The sequence below is a fragment of the Agromyces sp. NPDC029043 genome, assembly GCF_055564615.1.
The window spans coordinates 1-18,970 of the sequence record NZ_JBVHVX010000011.1 but is presented as its reverse complement, the minus strand read 5'-3'; the positions used below and the strand labels follow the sequence as shown (position 1 = coordinate 18,970).

13 protein-coding genes are annotated in these 18,970 nt (G+C 74.0%); 10 read left to right on the top strand and 3 right to left on the bottom strand.

What is annotated here, in order from left to right:
- Positions 1 to 290 precede the first annotated feature (290 nt).
- The gene (locus ACZ4TW_RS14190; protein ID WP_465543443.1) at positions 291 to 2,987 is read left to right on the top strand and encodes an AAA family ATPase; all 2,697 of its coding nucleotides are present in this window, start codon (positions 291 to 293) and stop codon (positions 2,985 to 2,987) included.
- On the opposite strand, the gene ACZ4TW_RS14185 is transcribed toward ACZ4TW_RS14190, so the two are convergent.
- Positions 2,933 to 4,279: a glycosyltransferase family 2 protein gene (locus ACZ4TW_RS14185; protein WP_465543441.1), complete on the bottom strand. Its 1,347-nt coding sequence runs from the start codon at positions 4,277 to 4,279 to the stop codon at positions 2,933 to 2,935. The genes ACZ4TW_RS14190 and ACZ4TW_RS14185 overlap by 55 nt on opposite strands.
- A gap of 235 nt (positions 4,280 to 4,514) precedes the next feature.
- On the opposite strand from ACZ4TW_RS14185, the gene ACZ4TW_RS14180 reads away from it, so the two are divergent.
- The 6 genes from ACZ4TW_RS14180 to ACZ4TW_RS14155 all read left to right on the top strand — a co-directional run bounded on the left by ACZ4TW_RS14180 (position 4,515) and on the right by ACZ4TW_RS14155 (position 10,336).
- A complete protein-coding gene (locus tag ACZ4TW_RS14180) occupies positions 4,515 to 5,870 on the top strand; it encodes a nucleotide sugar dehydrogenase (protein ID WP_465543439.1) in 1,356 nt (451 codons plus the stop codon).
- A 45-nt stretch (positions 5,871 to 5,915) separates the two neighbouring features.
- Positions 5,916 to 6,938, top strand: coding sequence for an NAD-dependent epimerase/dehydratase family protein (locus ACZ4TW_RS14175; RefSeq protein WP_465543437.1), 1,023 nt, complete (start codon positions 5,916 to 5,918; stop codon positions 6,936 to 6,938).
- Position 6,939: 1 nt separating this feature from the next.
- A complete protein-coding gene (locus tag ACZ4TW_RS14170) occupies positions 6,940 to 8,634 on the top strand; it encodes a polysaccharide deacetylase family protein (protein ID WP_465543433.1) in 1,695 nt (564 codons plus the stop codon).
- On the top strand, positions 8,631 to 9,455 hold the full coding sequence (locus ACZ4TW_RS14165; protein ID WP_465543431.1) for a hypothetical protein: 825 nt from the start codon (positions 8,631 to 8,633) through the stop codon (positions 9,453 to 9,455). Before ACZ4TW_RS14170 ends, ACZ4TW_RS14165 begins: the two co-directional genes overlap by 4 nt.
- A gap of 72 nt (positions 9,456 to 9,527) precedes the next feature.
- Complete coding sequence (locus tag ACZ4TW_RS14160) at positions 9,528 to 9,986, top strand: GNAT family N-acetyltransferase (RefSeq protein ID WP_465543429.1); 459 nt, start codon at positions 9,528 to 9,530, stop codon at positions 9,984 to 9,986.
- 35 nt (positions 9,987 to 10,021) lie between these two features.
- Positions 10,022 to 10,336, top strand: coding sequence for an MGMT family protein (locus ACZ4TW_RS14155; protein ID WP_465543427.1), 315 nt, complete (start codon positions 10,022 to 10,024; stop codon positions 10,334 to 10,336).
- 4 nt (positions 10,337 to 10,340) lie between these two features.
- Here the strand turns inward: ACZ4TW_RS14155 and ACZ4TW_RS14150 are convergent, their stop codons facing one another.
- Together ACZ4TW_RS14150 and ACZ4TW_RS14145 are read right to left on the bottom strand one after the other, a co-directional pair.
- Positions 10,341 to 12,296, bottom strand: a complete 1,956-nt coding sequence (locus tag ACZ4TW_RS14150; RefSeq protein WP_465543425.1) for a sensor histidine kinase — start codon at positions 12,294 to 12,296, stop codon at positions 10,341 to 10,343.
- Positions 12,297 to 12,306: 10 nt separating this feature from the next.
- Positions 12,307 to 12,978 (bottom strand): response regulator transcription factor, encoded by a 672-nt coding sequence (locus ACZ4TW_RS14145; RefSeq protein WP_465543423.1) that lies wholly within the window; start codon positions 12,976 to 12,978, stop codon positions 12,307 to 12,309.
- A 231-nt stretch (positions 12,979 to 13,209) separates the two neighbouring features.
- On the opposite strand from ACZ4TW_RS14145, the gene ACZ4TW_RS14140 reads away from it, so the two are divergent.
- The 3 genes from ACZ4TW_RS14140 to ACZ4TW_RS14130 all read left to right on the top strand — a co-directional run bounded on the left by ACZ4TW_RS14140 (position 13,210) and on the right by ACZ4TW_RS14130 (position 18,831).
- Entirely contained in the window at positions 13,210 to 16,806 is a 3,597-nt protein-coding gene (locus ACZ4TW_RS14140; RefSeq protein ID WP_465543421.1) for a DUF3376 domain-containing protein, read from the top strand.
- 118 nt (positions 16,807 to 16,924) lie between these two features.
- Positions 16,925 to 17,503, top strand: coding sequence for a hypothetical protein (locus tag ACZ4TW_RS14135; RefSeq protein WP_465543419.1), 579 nt, complete (start codon positions 16,925 to 16,927; stop codon positions 17,501 to 17,503).
- Entirely contained in the window at positions 17,500 to 18,831 is a 1,332-nt protein-coding gene (locus tag ACZ4TW_RS14130; protein ID WP_465543417.1) for a type III PLP-dependent enzyme, read from the top strand. The genes ACZ4TW_RS14135 and ACZ4TW_RS14130 overlap by 4 nt, the downstream gene beginning before the upstream one ends.
- Positions 18,832 to 18,970 lie beyond the last annotated feature (139 nt).

Genomic DNA, 18,970 nt, shown 5'->3' with positions numbered 1-18,970 from the left:
TCTCGTGGGATTGCTTGGGAAGCGAGGATGTCTCGGGGTCTCCGACACGCCGCCTGCCAGCTTACCCCGTCGGCCGGATATCTCGATATCGAGACATCCGCAGAGGTCGACGTGTGCGAATGGACACCCGAACTGGGGGACGACTCGAACCGGCGCCGAGCGTACCGTGAGGGTTCCTCGATACTGCTCAACCCGAACCCGAACCTGATCCGACATGCAGCAACGCAGCACCCTACTCAAGGACGGCGCCGGCCCAGCGCCCCGCCGTCGGCAGCGGCGCCGCGCACCGGGTGCCCGCCGTGCGCACCGCGCCTGAGGTCGCCCCGTCTCGCCGGGGACCCGCCCCGACGACGGTCCGCACGGACGAACGCGCGCAGGTGGCCGCGCTCGTCGACGACCCGCACGACCGAGCGCTCCTGATCGTCGGCGAGGACGGCGCGGGCAAGTCGAGGCTGCTCGCCTCGATCACGGCGCCACCGGACATGACGGTGTGCCGGGTCCGCGCGAGTGCGGCGGAGTCCGGCATCGACCTCTCCGGACTGTCGGCCATCGTCGCGGCGTTCGACGACCCGACGGTCGCGCGCCTGGCCGACGGCCTGCTCGCGCCCGCGCCGCACGCGGACGCGACCACGCTCGCGGCCGAGCTCCTCTCGTTCTTCCGCCAGTCGGCGACGCCGTCGACGATCCTCCTCGTCGACGACCTCCACCTGCTCGACGAGGCGAGCAGGATCGTCGTGGCGATGATGGCGACGAGGCTCGGCGGGACCGGGTTGCGCATCGTCGCGACCGCGGAGCCGCCGCTCGGTCCCGAGCTCGCCTCGCTCCCCCGGATGAGCCTCCCGCCGCTCGATCCGGAGCGCGTGGCCGCCCTCGTCGCGGAGGAGACCGGGACCCGGCCCGACGCGGCGATGACCCGGATCATCGCGACGGCCTCGGCCGGCAACATCCGGGCCGCGCGGGAGATCGCACGGCGCATGCACCCCGTGCAGTTCGACCACGGAGCGCCCGTCGAGCTGCCCGCGCGGCTGCCCGCCGACCTCCGTTCCGCACCCACCGAGCGGGCGACCCCGACCGCGACCCTCGTTCTCCGCCGGCTGTCGACCGCCCACCTGCACTCCGAGCCCGCGCTCACGCGGCGTGACCCGAAGGCGGAGGCCGCCCTCGAGAACCTGGTCGCCGGCGACCAGGTGATCAGCGAGGGACGTCGACTCCGGCTGCGGGATCCGGTCACACGATCGCTGGTCTACTGGTCGATGGAGGCTCGCGAGCGCCACGCACTGCACTGGTCCGCCGCGCAGGCCGAGTCGCGGTTCGACCCGGGCCTGGCCGCGTGGCACCGGAGCTGGCATCGGCACGATGCGGTCGCAACCGACGACCTCCTGCATGCCGCGACCGACTTCGCCGCCGAGGGGTGCACCTGGCAGGCGGTCGAGCTGGCCGAGCGCGCGCTCGCGATCCAACGCGACGGTCCGGCGCCGTGCCGGGCGCTGTACGAGCTCGCCACGGCGTTGCTCCACGCCGGGCAGATCGAGCTCGCCGAGCGCTACGCGCGATTCAGTCGTCGCTGCGGGCCCGACGAGCTGCTGGCCCCGCAGCTCGCGCTCCTCCGCCTCACGATCGACTTCCTCGACCACGGGCGTCTCCCGCCGGCCGCATCGGAGCCGGCGATGTCCGCGCGCGATCCCGACGACGCGATGCTCGGGGCCGCGGTCGTCGCCGCCCTGCACCTCGCCCGATGGGAGACGGACCACGCGGCGGTGCTGCTCGGCCGTTCGACGCCGAGGGCGGTGCGCCCCGAGACCGTGCGTGCGCACGCCCTCGTCGACGCGCTGCGCGCCGCCATGGAGGGCGACGCCGGCCCGGTGGACCGGGCGCTCGCGCGCATGCTCGACGCGGATCCGCGCGACGCCGATCGACCTCTCGCCCTGCTCCTGCTGGGGCGCGGCCTCACCTACCTCGACCGGGACCACGACGCACGGCAGCTCCTGCGCACGCTCGAGCAGCACGAGCCGCCGCCGAGCCCGCTGCTCGTCGAGATCGCACGGGCGTGCCTCGCCGAGGTCGAGATCCGCGCGGGCGACGAGGTCGCCGCCGCCGCCGCCATCGACCGGGCGGTCGCCTCCCAACGCGACGCGCGGGCCGGCGACGCCCTGCTGGATCCGCTCGTGGCGTGGCGCCGCCTCGCCGCCGGCGAGGCCGCGCGCGCGGACGAGCTCGTCCAGGAGTGCCACCGACGCTACGGCGTCGACGATCCCGCGCTCAGCGCCCGGCTCGCCGCCGCATCCGGTCGGTTCGAGCTCGCCGCTGGGCGGTTCGAGGATGCGGCCGCGCAACTGGGTCACGCCGCGTCGCTCGCCGGGCCGTTCGCCAACCCCACGCTCCTCCGGTGCGACGCCGACCTCGTCGAGGCGCTCGTCCTCGCCGATCGGTGGCCGGAGGCGGTCGAGCACGCCCGCACGTTCACCGTGCGGTCGGCACGCTTCCGGACGCCGTGGACACTGCACGCCCGGGCGCTCGTCGAGGCACTGGTCAGTCCCGACGAGAGTGCGCTGCCGCTGTTCGAGACGGCGCTGCGTCGAGCAGCGTCCCCCGACCTTGCCTACGCACGGGCCCGCGCGCTCGTGTGCCTCGCCGACCGGCTCGAGCGGATGGGTCGCAGGCGCGATGCGCTCGGTCACTTCCGCCGGGCACGCGCCGCCCTCCACCAGGTGGGTGCCGTCTCGTGGCTGCCCAGGGTGGACGGCATCGCCGACGGCGGCCCCCCGGTGCACACGCTGCTCGCCGACCTTCCCACCGAGGAGATCCGCGTGGTCCGCCTCGTGCAGCAGGGCAAGCGCAACAAGGAGATCGCCGCTGAGCTCTACGTCTCGCTCCGCACCGTCGAGGTCCGGCTGACGCGGGTCTACCACCACGTCGGCGTGAGCTCGAGGGCTCAGCTCCTCTCGTTGCTGGCCGCGACGCCGTCGTCGCCGGCGGCACCCGACTGAGGCAGGGTCGACCAGAGCATGTCGTCCTCCGGGCCGCGCCGTCGGGCCGGGCTCGTCCACCGCCCGCTGCCGACTCGCCGCCGATCGAACGCCTCCGCGAGCGAACGGAGGCAGATCGCGGCATCCACGACCCGCATCACCGGGAACGCGGGCGCGTACCGGAGCATCGGCACGCGCCGCGACACGCAGACGGCGAAGAGGGTGAGCAGCAGGTCGGGCACCAGCACCGCGACGAGCAGGCCCCACGCCGGGAGCGCCGCCGCGATGTCGGCGACGACCCCCTCGTCTCCCGTGATCGCGATCCAGAGCCCGCCGAGGAGCGACGCCGCCAGCATCACGACCACCGCCACGAGCAGCACGCTGCTGACCACCAGCTCGGCGACGTACAGCACGAGCGCCGCCCAGAACGGATCGCCCTGGAGCCGGTGCCGCCGGACGGTCTGCCAGAAGCCGAGCGTCCAGCGGTGCATCTGCCGCGTGTAGTCACGGAAGGTCACGGGGTCCTGCGTTCCTGCGACGGCGCTGCTCGGGCGGAAGGCGATCCGTCCGAGGCGGTGGGCGTGCACCTCGAACGTCATGTTGAAGTCCTCGATGACGAGGCCGGGCGCGCCGATGTCGATCTGCCGGAGGATCCGCGTGCGGTACATGCTGGCGAAACCCGGGACGATCGACACCGCGTTCGCCGCTCGCGCGGCCTGTCCGTACTTCAACAGGTACTGCACCGCGAGGTAGTACCGCTCCCGATAGCCGATGAGGAAGCGGGCGAAGGCGGACGCGGGCGGCGGGTCGAGGCGCGTCATCGCCCGGCCGGCCACGGCCACCACGCCGGGATCGTCGAACTCGGCGAGACCGGTCGTGAAGTAGTCGTCGGCGAGCGTGGTGTCGGCGTCGAGGAACAGGACCACGTCGAAGCGATCGATGAGCCCGAACCCCTCGAGGCCCGCCACGAGGGCGCCCGCCTTGCCCCGGTTCGGCGACAGCTCCATGACCTCGGTCCCGAGCGCACGGGCGATCCACGCCGTGCGGTCGGTCGAGCCGTCCGACACGACGAAGACCTGCGCAGGGTCGACGTGCCGGCACGCCGATCGCAGCGTGCTCGCGATCACCGGCTCCTCGTTTCGGGCGGCGATCAGCACGGCGACGCGCGAGCGGTCGACGCGACCCGCCGTCTCGCGCGGACGATCGCGATCCCGCCGGCTGGTGACGTAGCGGACGAGCCCGACCGTGGCCCAGAGCATCGTGTTCACCCCGACCACGAGGATCGCCGTCACGAGGAGCAGCTCCAGCTCCATGCCCCCTCCGATCGCCGCCGACCGCCCCGCCGTCCACCGGACGGCGAGGCGACGTTAGCACCGCGCGGGCCGCCCCGCCGGGGCACCGCAGGTGCCTGCGGGTTCGATGCGGGAAACCACATGATCCGGACGATCCGGCCGCGGCCGTCGTGGCTGCCGTGACACTGGGAGGAAAGCGGACACCCGACCCCCGCTCCCGGTTCCGTGACCCGACCCGTCGACCGAGGAGTAGCCCATGTCCCTCGAGGCGATCACCGCGACGCGAGGAGCCCCGGCGCCCGCGCCCGTCGCCACGTCCCCATCGTCCCGACATCCGTCCGACCGCGAGTCCGCTGCGTTCGAGTTCGCCGCCGCCGTGGTCGGCCTGGGATACGTCGGGCTGCCGACCGCCCTGGCGCTGCACGACGGCCACGGCGGGAGGGTGCTCGGCATCGACCTCAGCCAACGTCGGCTCGACGCCATCCGGGGCGGACGCGTCGACCTGCTCCCAGCGGATCGCCACCGCCTGGAGCGGGCCCTCGGCGACGGATTCCTGGTCACCGACGACGCCGGCCTGCTGTCACGCGCGGAAGCGGTCGTCATCTGCGTGCCCACGCCGATCGACGAGCATCGCACCCCGGATCTCGGACCACTGCGCGCGGCCTGCGCCGCGGCCGTCCGCTCCGCCGCGCCCGGGCAGCTGATCGTGCTCACCTCCACCACGTACGCGGGGTGCACGCGCGACCTCCTCGTGGCGCCGCTCGAGGAGCGCGGGTTCCGCGTCGGACGCGACGCCCACGTCGCGTTCAGCCCGGAGCGGATCGACCCGGGCAACGACCGCGACCACCGCTCCGTGCCGCGCGTGGTGGGCGGTGCCACGCCGGAGTGCCTGCGGGCGGCGTGCGCGCTGCTGTCGAGCGTGGCCGAGTCGGTCCATCCGCTGCCCTCGCTCGAGTCGGCCGAGATGACCAAGCTGCTGGAGAACACGTTCCGCGCCGTCAACATCGCCCTCGCCAACGAGTTCGCCGACGCCTGCAGCGCCCTCGACCTGCCGATCACCGACATCATCGAGGCGGCGGCGACCAAGCCGTACGGCTTCATGCCGTTCTACCCCGGCCCGGGCGTCGGCGGTCACTGCATCCCGTGCGATCCGCACTACCTGCTCTGGCAGTTGCGGTCCGAGAACGTCGTGCTCCCGTTGATCGAGCAGGCCATGTCCGACATCGCGGTGCGACCGCGGCGCGTGGTCGATCGCATCCGGGAGGTCCTGGCCGACCGCGGCCGTCCGCTCGCGGGGGCGCGGATCCTCGTCGAGGGCATCTCCTACAAGCCGGATGTCGCGGACCTCCGCGAATCGCCGGCGATGGAGATCCTCGGCCGCCTCCGCGACGCGGGGGCCGTGGTCGGCTACCACGACCCGCGATTCGGCGCCGTCGTCATGCGGGACGGCGCCGTCGTGACCGGGACGACGGACCCGTCGGGGTTCGGGGCCGACCTCGTGCTCCTGCACACGATCCACTCGGACGCCGACCTCGGCTGGCTCGCCGACGCGCCGGCCGTACTGGACACCACGTACCGCGGGCCCGCCCTTCCGCAGCGGACCGTCCTCTAGCCCCGTGCGGCACGGCACCGGCCACGAATCATGGGAGGCACCCACATGAGATCCGCAGTCACCGGCGGCGCCGGGTTCATCGGCAGCCACCTCGTGGAGCACCTGCTCGCACGCGGCGACGAGGTGGTCGTGCTCGACGACCTGTCCACCGGCTCGCTCGACAACCTCGAGCACCTGCTCGCCGACCCGCGGGTCGAGTTCATCCACGGGTCGGTCCTCGACCGGCTGGTCGTGGAGCGCGTGGCAGGTGCGACCGACCGGGTCTTCCACCTGGCGGCCGCGGTGGGCGTCAAGCTCATCGTCGAGCGACCGCTCTCGAGCCTGCGCACCAACGTGCGGGGAACCGAGAACGTGCTCGAGGCCGTGCACCAGACCGGATCGTCGCTGCTGCTCGCCTCGACGAGCGAGGTCTACGGCAAGAACACGGCCGACGCACTCGCCGAGGACGCCGACCGCATCCTGGGCTCCCCGTTCGTGTCGCGTTGGAGCTACGCCGCGGCGAAGGGCATCGACGAGTCGTTCGCACACGGCTACTGGCGCGAGCACGGCACGCGCGTGACCACGGTGCGGCTGTTCAACACCGTCGGCGCACGCCAGACCGGCCGGTACGGGATGGTGCTGCCGAACTTCGTGAACCAGGCCCTGCGCGGCGCGCCGCTGACTGTGTTCGGCGACGGGCTGCAGACCCGCTGCTTCTCCGCCGTCGGCGACGTCGTGCCGGCGATGGTCCGGCTGGCCGAGGAACCCCGGGCCGTCGGGCGCGCGGTGAACCTCGGCGGCGCCGACGAGGTGCGGATCATCGACCTCGCGCGCCGGGTGATCGAGGTCCTCGGCAGCTCGAGCCCGATCGAGCTCGTGCCCTACGAACGCGCGTACGGCGAGGGATACGAGGACATGCGACGCCGGGTGCCCGACAACGGCCTCGCACGCGAGCTCGTGGGCTACCGGCCCGCGACCCGGCTCGACGAGATGATCCTCGCCGTCGCGGAGCCGATGGTGGCCGCCGGAGCCGGAGCCGAGGACGAGACGATGGCCCTCGCCGGATCCGCTCCGGGAAGCGCCGCGTGAGATGGCGATCACGGCGACGGGCAGGCGGGCGTCCCGCGCGGCCGCCCTCGTGGCCGTCGCCGTGCTCGTCGCTCCCGCACCCGTCCTGACCGGGGCGGGCCCGGCCGCGGCGGCCTCGCCCACCGTCGTGAGCCTGACGTTCGACGACGGGAACGCGAGCCAGATGGAGGCCGTCGAGATCATGGACGCGCACGGGCTGGACGGCACCTTCTACGTCCCGTCCGGGTTCGTGGGCGAGCCCGACTACCTGACACTGGCCGACCTTGACCGAATGGCGGCGGCCGGGCACGAGATCGGCGCGCACTCGGTGACGCATCCCGACATGGCCCTCATCAGTGCGCAGGAGGCCGAGCGCGAGGCGTGCCTGGGACGCGCGACACTCGCGAGCTGGGGTTTCCAGGTCACGAGCTTCGCCTACCCGTTCTCGTCCATGAGCGAGTCGGCCAAGGCCGCCGCCCGGGCCTGCGGGTTCAACAGCGCACGCGACCTCGGCGATGTCGAGACGCGGTTCGGCTGCGGCGGGTGCGACTTCGCCGAGTCCATCCCCCCGGCCGACCCGTTCGAACTGCGCGCACCCGCGCTCGTCGACGCGACCTGGACGCTGCAGGACCTGCAGTCGACGGTGACGAACGCCGAGGGCTCCGGGGGCGGATGGGTCGCACTGACCTTCCACCACCTCTGCGACGCGTGCGACCCCGCGGGGTACAGCATGCTCCCCGCGGTGTTCGGCGAGTTCGTCGGATGGCTCGCCGCGCGCGCCGCCTCGCACGGCACGGTCGTGCGCACCGTGCACCAGGTCATCGGCGGCGCCGTCGCGCCGATCGTGGCTCGCGGCTTCCCGCCGCCGATCGCGCCGGGGGTCGACGGCGTGGTCAACCCCGGCCTGGAGGAACCGCCCGGCGACGGCGCCCCGCGATGCTGGACGGGCGTCGGGTTCGGAGCGAACACGTGGGTCTACGACACCGTGTCGCCGGGACGCACGGGCAAGGTCGCCGGACGCATCGTCGTGTCGGATCACGAGGACGGCGACGCGAAGGTCGTCATCGAGATGGACCTCGGCGACTGCGCGCCGAGCGTCGCCCCCGGGCGGCGGTACGCGATGGGCGCCTGGTACACCTCCGACGCGCCCGCGCAGTTCTCGGTGTACCTGCGCGATCCGACCGGGGTGTGGGCGTACTGGACCTCGAGCCCGGACTTCCCGCCGGCGCCGGAGTTCGCCGAGGCGACGTGGGAGTCGCCGCCGGTGCCGCGGGGGGCGACGGGCCTCAGCTTCGGCCTCAGCCTGGGCGACGACGGCACGCTCGTCACCGACGACCTGTCCCTCCACCTGGTCGAGGGCCCGCCGCCGGCCGTCGAGCCGGGGGCACCGTCGATCAGCGGCCGTCCCGCCGTCGGCGGGCAGCTCACGGCCGTGGCGGGATCGTGGACGCCGACGACGGCGTCGCTCACCTACCAGTGGCTCCGCGACGGCCGCCCGGTGGACTGCATCGGCGGGCCGATCTACGAACCGGGCCCGGCCGACGTGGGTGCGGCCCTGTCGGTGCGGGTGACGGGGTCGGCCTTCGGCTACCGGTCGGTCGCTGCGGAGTCCGCCCCGACCATGCCGGTGCAGCCCGCGGTCGCCAGCACCCCGACGCTGTCCACTCCCTACTCGTCGCTGAACTGGACCGCGCCCGACACGGAGGCGTGCCGGTGAGCGCGCCACCGGTTCGCACCGGCGAGGACGGAGCCGGTCGAGCCACGACGCCGGTCCGGCGGGTCGTGGTCACGGCCATCGTGGTGCTGGGCACGGTGGCGGGCGCGGCCGGGTGCGGCACCCGGGTCGTCGAGGTCCCGCGGGCCACCGCGCCGGTCGTCGAGGACGGCGGGCCGTACCCGTGGCACACCGACATCGTGGCGACGACCTTCTGGGTGGGCGAGATCCTCGACCCGGAGGCCCCGGACGGAAGCCAGATGTTCTCGGCGTACGACCGTGACTGGTACGACCACTACGGCGGATGCGACGGGGTGATCCGCGACGGCGAATGCCTGACCGAGCCTCGAACGGCCGCCAATGGCTGGTTCCCCACGCGGATGACGCCGCTGGAGAACCCGTTCTACCTCGACCTGCCCTACGACGACGTCAACCACCCCGCCGCCTTCGCACGCCGCGGCGAGGTGATCCCGTGGGCGGACGAGCCCGCGTACCGGCACCTGGTGGGCGATCACCGCGCCAGCCTCATGAAGAACCGCTGGGTGCGGCTCGTCTCCGGCGATCGGGAATGCTACGGCCAGATCGAGGACGCCGGACCCGGCATCTACGACGACGAGGCGTACGTCTTCGGGCACGACGACCGACGGCCGGCGAACCAGGACTTCAACGGCGCGGGGCTCGACGTCTCGCCCGCCCTCAACGGATGCCTCGGATTCGAGGACCTCAACGGGATGCGCGACCGCGTGGACTGGCAGTTCGTCGACGAGGAGGACGTGCCGGACGGCCCATGGCGGCGGATCGTCACGACGCGCGGCGTGGAGTGAGACGGCTCGCGCGCCGGGGCGCCGGCATCACGGTGTTCTCCTCCGGCGGCCGGTCCGGTTAGGCTGCGATGCATGGCTGAACTGCGACTCGAAGAACTGAACGCGACGAACATCGTGGCCGCGAACAACCTGTCGCTGAAGCCCGGGCAGGAGCAGTTCATCGCTCCGGTCACCTACGCCGCCGAGACGGCGGTCGTGAACGCCGACACCGCGTGGCAGCGCGTGGCGCTCAACGGCGACCGCGTGGTCGGCTTCATCCACGGCAACTTCGACCCCGAGAACGAGCACGAGGAGTTCCGGGCCTGCATCTGGCGCATCAACGTCGACGCCGAGGTGCAGGGCAAGGGCGTCGGTCGCTTCCTCGCCCACGCCCTGGCAGAAGAGGCGAAGCGTCGCGGGTTCGACCGCATCACGGTGCTGTGGGAGCCGGGCGACGAGGGTCCCGGCGAGTTCTTCCACCGCATCGGCTTCCGCGACATCGGCGAGACCCAGTACGGCGACGTGATCGGCGCGCTCCAGCTGAAGAGCTGAGCGGGCGCTCGCGCGACGTGGTCGAGGGGCGGCGGATGGCGCAGCACGCCGACGGATTCGTCGACGCCGTGCTCGCCGTGGTCGCCGACATCCCTCCCGGTCGCGTCATGACGTACGGCGACGTCGCGGCCGCGCTCGGCTCGCGCGGAGCGCGGGCCGTCGGACAGGTCATGGCGCGCTACGGGCATGCGGTGCCGTGGTGGCGTGTCGTCCGCGCCGGCGGGCGACCGCCGGCCGGGCACGCCGCGGCGGCGCGCGAGCGCTACGACGCCGAGGGCGTGCCGGTCAGGTCGGTCGACGACGCCGACGGGTACCGCATCGACCTCGCCGCGTGCCGCTGGCGGGCCTGAGGGCTCAGACGTCGGCCGGCGTGCCGATGCCGCCCGAGGCGACGCCCGCCTCGCTCGGTCCGGCAGGAGCGGGGTCGCCCGACTCGGCGGCGACGAGCAGACCGGACCCTGCGAGCGAGCGACGCCCGTCGTCGTCCCGGTCGGTGGAGGGCACGGTGGCGGGCCCGGCCTCGGCGGCGGCGAGCTCGTCGTGCGTCACCGGCATCCGCACGGTCACCGTCGTGCCCGCACCGCGCGGACTGTCGAGCGCGGTCGAGCCGCCGACGGCGTCGACCCGGTCGGCGATGCCCAACATGCCGGTGCCGGCGTCGAGCGACGCGCCGCCCACGCCGTTGTCGCGCACGACGAGCACGAGCTCGTCGCCCTCGATCCGAGCGCGCACCCACGCGCGCGTGGCCTGCGAGTGCTTCTCGATGTTGGCGAGCGACTCGGCGACCACGAAGTACGCCGTCGACTCGAGCAGCTCGGGCAGGCGCCCCTCGGCCTGCACGTCGACCTCGACCGGCACCGAGCAGCGCCCGGCGAGCTCGGGCACGGCGAGCGCGAGCCCGCCCTGCGAGAGCAGGCTGGGGTGGATCCCGTGCGCGAGCTCGCGCAGCTCCTTCAGGCCCTGGTTCAGCGTCGCGATGCACGAGTCGAGCTCGTCCGCGAGCACGCTCTGCCCGGACGCGTGGGCCTCGTTCGCGGCGAGCCGCAGCCGCATGCCCAGGGAGACGAGCTGCTGCTGCGCGCCGTCGTGCAGGTCGCGCTCGATGCGACGCCGGGCCTCGACGCCGGCTTCGACGATGCGCTGGCGCGACTGGCGGACGTGCTCGAGCGTGCGCTCGACCTCGGATCGGAGCCGCCCGTTGTCGACCGAGAGCCGGAGGGCGCTCGAGACCCCGTCGAGCAGCCGCATGTTGTCGGTGAGCACGCGGTCGTGCCGGATGAGGGCGATCGGCAGCCCCGTCGGCGACGCGACGGGGAGGATGCTGTGGCCACGGCCGGCCTCGTTCGAGTCGATCGGGCGGCCCGCGGCATCCACGTACCGGCCCCGCTCCTCATCCCACCAGTAGACCCGCACCGTGTCGTCGCGGAGCGTGCGGGCGAGCGACTCGGCCCAGATCCCCCGGTCGGCGCCCTCGCGGGTGATCCGCATGAGGTCGGCGACCCGCGCGCGCATGTTCCGGGCGTGCGCGACGCCCGCGACGAAGCTGACGGGGACCGAGGCCATCGCGACCAGGCCGACCGTGTCGAGCGCCATGTCGCGCTGCGCCGAGAGCGCGTAGTTGACGGCCTGGACCGCGATCATCGACGCCCACGCGAGGAGTGCGATCGGCATGAGGAACGCCACCGCGCGCGCGGGCACGCTGCCCCGCATCCAGCGCACGAGCAGGCGCCCGGCGATGGCGAGCGCGAGCGCGCCGCCCACGATCCGGTAGCCGATGTCGACCAGGCCGAACAGCGTCGGGGCGTCGGCGATGCGGTAGGGGTTCGCCACGCACTCGCACGGCACCGCATCGGGTCCGGCGAGCGTGAGCACCGCCACGAAGTTGACGAGCGTGGCCACGAGCGCGGTCGTCGCGATCACCCGGTCGATCCGGTCGCCGAGCCATCCGCGCGGGTAGATCAGCACGAGGATGCCCGCGACGACCGCCCACGCGAGGTCGATGCCGCGCAGGATCGGCCAGAGCCATCCGAGCTGCTCGATGACCTGGTAGAAGGTCTGCGGGATCCAGAGCACGACGAACGCGATCATCAGGCGGGCGGGCACCGCGTTCGGGCCGATGGCCCAGGCGACGCCCGCGCAGGCCGCGAACACGAGCGGCACCATCGCGTGCAGCGTCGAGTACGACACCTCTGGACGGTCGCCGACCGGCGTGGCGAGGAACCCCGAGATCTCCATCGCGAGGCTCACCGCCACGACGGTGGCGATGATCGCGGTCCGGCGTGCGATGCGGCCGCGGCGACCCGGAGCCATCACAGGGGCATCACCTCTGGCCGAGGAGCGTCAGCACCGCGAGCACGCGGCGGTGGTGCTCCGGAGACTCCTCGAGATCGAGCTTCTGCAGGATGCTGCGGACGTGGGTCTCGACCGTCTTCAGGCCGAGGAAGAGGGTCTGCGCGATGCCGCCGTTCGAGTAGCCCTGCGCCATGAGCTCGAGCACCGACCGTTCGCGCTCGGTCAGGCGCGCCAGCGGGTCGTCGGCGCGCGTGCGCTGCACGAGCTGCTCGACCACCTCGGGGTCGACGACCGAGCCGCCCGACGCGACCGTCTGGACCGCGCGGACGAGCGTCTGCGGCTCGGACACGCGCTCCTTGAGCAGGTAGCCGGTGCCGCTGCCGGCGCCCATCACGCGCAGCGCGTACTCGGGCGTCGCGTACATCGACAGCAGCAGCACCCCGAGGTGGTCGCCGCGCTCGCGGATGCGCTCGAGGGCCACGATCCCCTCATCGCGGTGGGTCGGGGGCATGCGGATGTCGAGGACGGCCGCGTCGAGCTCGGACTCGTCGAGCGCGGTGAGCAGCTCGTCGGCGGTGCCGACGGACGCCACGACCTCGATGCCGCCGCTCTCGAGCACCTTCGCGATGCCCTCGCGCAGCAGCAGGGCGTCGTCGGCGATCGCGACCCTCAGGGTCCGCTCACCCTCGACCTGTTCCATGGCACCTCCGTTCGAAGGCGTGCCTGAGCCCCCGACGTCCATGCGCCGCCTACCGCGAGGCTATCGCGGTCGCCGAGCGGCTCGCGCGGTCCCAGTTCTGGGGACAACCCGGATGCACCCGGCCCCCGCGTCTGCCACGCTGGGAGGATCCGCGCGCCCTGCCCGACCGCGCGGCCCTGCACATCCGCGCGGCCCGGCGAGGCGCCCCGCGCGCCGACAACGAGGAGCGCCATGGTCAGGAACGTCGCGCCCGCCGCATCCGACGCCGCGCGAGCCGACGGGCCCGCCGCCGAGTCGGCGACCACCTCGGCGCGCCCCGTGCGCGTGGTGGTCGTGCGACCCGACGAGCGCGTCGACGAGGTCGCGGCGCGCCATCCGGGCGCCATGCCGTCGTTCAACCGCACGCTCCGGGTCGCGCTGGCCATGCGCGGGGGCGTGAGCCTGGCCGTGTGGATCGGCGGGGCCGTCGCCGAGCTCGACCTGCTGCGCCGCATCCGGCTCTACGACGCCGGCGCCGAGACGCTCGCACTCGTGCCCGAGACCGCCGGCCGGCCCCTCACGCCGCCCGTGCTCGCGAGGCTGGGCACGTACGCCGAGCTGCTCGATGCCGCCGGGTACGACCGGGTCGAGTTCGACCTGCTCGCGGGCGCGAGCGCGGGCGGGCTCAACGCGGTGGTCTACGCGGTGGCCCAGCGCGCGGGCACCGGGCTCGACGGGCTGCTGCGCACGTGGGGGCGCGTGGGCGGATTCTGGGGCCTGCTCCACCCGCCCGGGTCGCGCCGCATCCTGGCGCTCATGCAGGGCGAGGACTACTTCCGCGCCCGCACCTACGAGGCGCTCGAGGAGATCTACGGCACGAGCGACCGGCACCCCGACCTCGTCTCTTCGTACACGGGCGTCGACCTCTCGGCGACCGTCATCGACGCCGGCGACGAGTTCGAGGAGGATGCGAACGAGGGCCGCGGCCACTTCCGGTTCGTCGGAAGCGACGAGCACCTGCTCGACAACCGCATCCCGAGCCGGCACGACGGGATGGACGAGACCCGCCGCAGCGACGACCTGGCGAGCCTCTCGCGTCTCGCCCTCGCCGCACGGTCGACCTCGTCGCTGCCGGGCGGCTTCGAGCCCGCCAACATCGACTCGACCGGCGGAGCCGCCGGCGAGCCCGACGACGCGGAGTCGCGCGGCATGCGGTTCGCGTTCGCCGCGCACCGCACCGATCCGGGCACGCCGTACCGGATCGTCGACGGGGCGGTGTTCGACAACGTCCCGATCGAACGAGCGCTCCGCTCCGCGCGCTCGCGCGTCTCCGACCGCCGCGCCGACCGCGTGATGCTCTTCCTCGACCCCGAGCCCGACCCGCCCGTGGGCGGCGACACCGAGTGGGATGCCAACGCGTCGCGGTTCTTCCGCGCGATCGGCGCCATGGTCTCGCGCCAGTTCCGCCGCGAATCGGTGGCGCGCGAGGTGGCCGAGCTCGAGCGCTTCAACGCCGAACGGCTCGTCGCCGCCGCGCGACTGGACAGCGCGGCCCCGCTCGTCGCCGCCGCGTCATGGACGCATGACGCGATCCACGAGCGCCGCCGCGCGTACGTGCGCGCGCTCGGCGTCGACCTCGCCGAGCACCTCGCCTCGACCGCCTCGACGCCGAGCCTCTGGCAGCTGAGCTCGTCGCTGCCGCGTCGCCGCCGGTACCGGCCCATCCCGCGGATCCGGCTGGCCGGGCTCGGCGCGGTCTGCACGGCGCGCTTCGCCGCGCTGAACGTCGCGGACACCGCGGCGGTGTCGCGGTCGCCGCTCGCCCTCGCCGACGCGGCGAACTGCGTGCTCGGCTGGGCGCGCGCGCTCGAGGCCCTGCCCACCGAGCCGGGCTCACGCCGCGGGCTCGCGCTCCCCGAGGTTCGGAAGGCGGCGTACGGCGCGCTCAGCCAGGCGATCCGGTGGCGCGACGAGCTCACCGCGCGCGTGCTCGAGCTCACCGACCAGGCGGCGGCCCGCGACGGTGCGCCCACGGCGGCCGACTTCGACGCCTGGGTCACGACGTGGCTCGCGGCATCCGCCCGGATCAAGGCGCCCGAGCTCTGGAGCGAGCTCGACACGGCCGTCGCGCGGCTGCGGCTGCTGACCGCGCGGGTGGAGCAGGAGGCCGTGGACGGACGCCGGGAGCTCCCGCCGTCGTGGACCGCGTCAGCCTGGCGCCCGCTCGGGGCGACGACCGCGCTCGCCGCCGCCGACCTGCCGCCGCTCTACCACGCCGCGGGCATCCCCGCGGCGCTCTCGCACGTGCGCTACTGGCCGATCGGCGTCGACGAGGCGCCCGACGATCCCGGCAGCTTCCGGACGCTCGCGAGGGAACGCTGGTACGTCATCCTCGGCCGGGTGCTGCGCACGCCCGGCCTCACGCCCGCCCAGGCCGCCGCCGAGGTGCGGCGCGCGTCCGAACAGGTCGCGCTCGACCGGCAGTCGAAGCTCGCCGGCTACGGCTTCGGCAACTTCCTCGGGTTCCTCGCGAGCGAGTGGCGCGTGAACGACTGGTGGTGGGGCCGGCTCGACGGCGCCGCGGGCATCGCGCGGTTCTTCAGCTCGTTGCAGCCCGAGGCGGTGAAGACGGATGTCGCGATCCGCGTGCTGCAGGACGCCGTGCTCGAGGAGGCCGACGAACCCGAGCTCGCGGCCGAGGGCCTCTCGCCGCTCGAGCGGCTGTCGCCGGAGTCGGGTGCCGACGACGCTGCCGGCGCCGCCGCGGCCGGCGCCGCCGCTCGCGCCTCCCGACGCGAGCGGCTCCGCGCCGGCACCGACACCATCCTGAACCTCGAGCCGGCGTACCGCTTCGCGATCGCCTCGCGCACCGTGCGCCTGATCGACCGGGTCGTCGTGCAGCCGGTGGGCTGGGCGGCGCGCATCGCCGCCCAGACGGTGCTCGCGTTCCTCCGTCCGCTGCTCGTCGCCCTGCCCGCGGCGTTCGATCCGCCTCGGCTCGCGCTGGTCGCCGGGTTCGTGGCGGCGGTCGCCTGGCCGCTGACCTGGGAGCCGGTCGAAGCCCCCGAACCGGGATGGATCGTCGGCGCCGCGATGATCGGGCTCGCCGCGATCGCCGCGATCTGGTTCGCCGTGGTCTCGACGCAGCGCCACTGGCACCGGGTCGCCGAGGCCGTCGGCGGCGACCTCGGCACCGTGGCCGACAACGCGCGCCTGACCGCCCGACGGCGCGCGTACGTGATGGCGGGCGTCGCGACGGCGAGCGTCGTGCCGCTCGTGATCGCGTTGCTGCAGAGCAACTTCCTGCTCATCCTGCTGTGCGCGGGCGTCACCGTCGTGCTCGGCGCGATCGCCCGCCGCCTCGCCTCGTCGGCCCGACGCGCGCCGATCCCCGGCCGCGACCGGCGCACGATCGCGATGGTCGTCGTGTTCGGACTGCTCGGGGGCGTCCTCCCGCTCGTGCAGCTCACGTGGGGCCTCGTCGGCGACCTGCCGCCGTGGCTCGCGCCCGACGAGCGCTGGAACCTCCTCGTGCTGTGCGTCGGCGCCGCCGCCGTGACCATCACGCTCACCGTGGGATGGCTGCGCATCGGCCGGACCCCGAAGCAGGTCGCCGCGACCCGCGGCGTCGATTGGCTCACCGTGACGGTGGCCGCCGTCGCGGGCGGCGCACTCGCGCATTGGATCGCGACCGACTTCTTCACCGTGGGCATCGCCGACCTGCTCGCCGACGTGATCGCGGCGGCCGCGTTCATCGTGGCGTGGGCGAACGTGCTCTGGTGGATGCCCGAGGGCGTGCGAGGGCTCCCCGACATCCCCGACCGCGTGGAGCGCGCCCCGCTCGCCTAGTCGCTTCGCAGCGTCCGCGACGCGCCCCGGGGCGGCCGGCGGAGTCAGGGCATGCCCCGACGGGGTCGGCGGGCCTCTCCGGATCCGGCCGGACGCCCCGGCTGCGAGGCTCGCGAGCATGTCGGGAACGGATCGCGGACGCATCGCGCGGTGGATCGCGCGCTACCTGCCGCTCGAGGTGCTCGGCACGCTGGCGGCGGTGGCCGGATCGTGGGCGGCGTACGAGGCCACCGGGTCGATCGTGGCGGCCGCGGTGGCCGGCACGATCGCCGAGGGCGTCGGCTACTACGCGCTCGTCGTGGTCCGCGGCATCCGGGGCCACCTCGCCTCGCCGCGCGTGGTCCGCGTCGGCCGCCGCACGCGGCGCGCGGCACTCGCGACGGCGCTGACGCTTCGCGGCATGCTGGCCGAGTTCGGCCCGGCCGAAGTGCTCGACACGTTCCTCGTGCGACCCGCGCTGCTCGTCGCCGCGGCGGCCTGGCTGGGTCCGAACCCGACCGGATGGCTCGTCGGCAAGCTCGCCGCCGACGCCGTGTTCTACGCCATCGCGATCGCCTCGTTCGAACTCGGCCGACGCGTCATCCTCCCCGACGGGCATCCGGATGCGACCTCCGCCCGCCGGCGTCGCACCGAGCCGCTGCGCAGCCGCACCGTCGCGACCCACGCCCCGTCCCGCCTGGAAGGCGCACTCCGATGAGCCTCATCACCCGCACCGACCCCCGCGTCGCCGTCGCCGACGCCCTCCTCGCCCGGCCGCGGGGCACCCGGCGTCGCCGCCCGCCCACCGGGGCCGTGCCGCTGCCCGAGCAGCCGCCGCACCGCGAACTCGTCCGACGCGAGCTCGCGGCGTACGCCCAGCGCATCCGCCTCGGCGACCTGGTCCGCGACCACGGCTCGCCGCTGTTCCTGCTCGACACCGACCGGGTCACGACCCAGCTGCTCGAGCTGCGCCGCGAACTGCCCGGGGTCGGCATCCACTTCGCGACCAAGTCGCTGCCGCACCCCGCCGTCATCGGGGCCGTGCATGCCTTCGGCGCATCGTTCGAGGTCGCGTCGCGGGGCGAACTCGACCTGCTCGAGCGCCAGGGCGTGCCGGTCGGCGCGTGCCTGCACACGCATCCGGTGAAGACCGTCGCCGACATCACGGGCGCGTACCTCCGCGGCATCCGCACCTTCGTCGTCGACAGCCCCTCCGAGGTCGCCAAGTTCGCGGGGCTGCCCACCGACGAGCTCGGGGTGCTCGTGCGCCTGTCGTTCCCGAACCCCGGCGCCAAGTCCGACCTCTCGTCGAAGTTCGGCGTCACGCCCGACGACGCGTCCGCGCTCGTCGAGCGCTGCCTCGCGTCGCGGTTGCGCGTGCGGGGGTTCACGTTCCACGTCGGCAGCCAGACCACGTCGGCCGAGCCGTGGCGCCGTGCGATCGCCGTCACGCTCCAGCTCCTGCGCACGCTCGAGGCGCGTCACGGCGTGCGGTTCGACGTGCTCGACCTCGGCGGCGGGTTCCCGGTCGCGTACGACGAGCCCGTTCCGTCGATCGCAGCGCTGGCGGGCGGCATCCGCTCGGCCCTCGCGACCGTGCCGTCGCACGTGCGGGTGCTCGTCGAGCCCGGCCGGTTCGTCGCCGCGCCCGCGATGACCCTCGTCACGCGCGTGATCGGCACGAACGACCGCGCCGACGGGCGCTGGCACTACCTCGACGAGGGGCTGTACGGCGCCTACTCGAACATCCCCGCCGAGGACGTGCACGCGCTCGTGTTCGCCGCGGCCGAGCTGGGCGTGCAGCCCGTGGGCGACGACGCGGCGGAGCGGGCGACCCGGCGGGTCCTCATGCGCACGCGCGTGCCCGTGACGCTCGCGGGCCCGACGTGCGACAGCGTCGACGTGGTCGCGCGCCGGCTGCCGCTGCCGCCGCTCGCCGACGGCGACCTGCTCGTCTCGCCGATGATGGGCGCGTACACGTGGGCGACCGCGACCGGGTTCAACGGCATCGCGCCGACCCCCGTCGTGGTCCTCCCCCGGGCCTGAGCGCGCGAGAGGGGGGGGGGGGGGGGGGCCGGGCCCCCCCCCCCCCCCCCCCCCCACAAAGGAGGCGCTGCAAGGCTCGGGCAAAAACACGGAACAGGCCTTGTCACCGACGAGGGTGGAGGGGGTGCCGTCCTCTCAA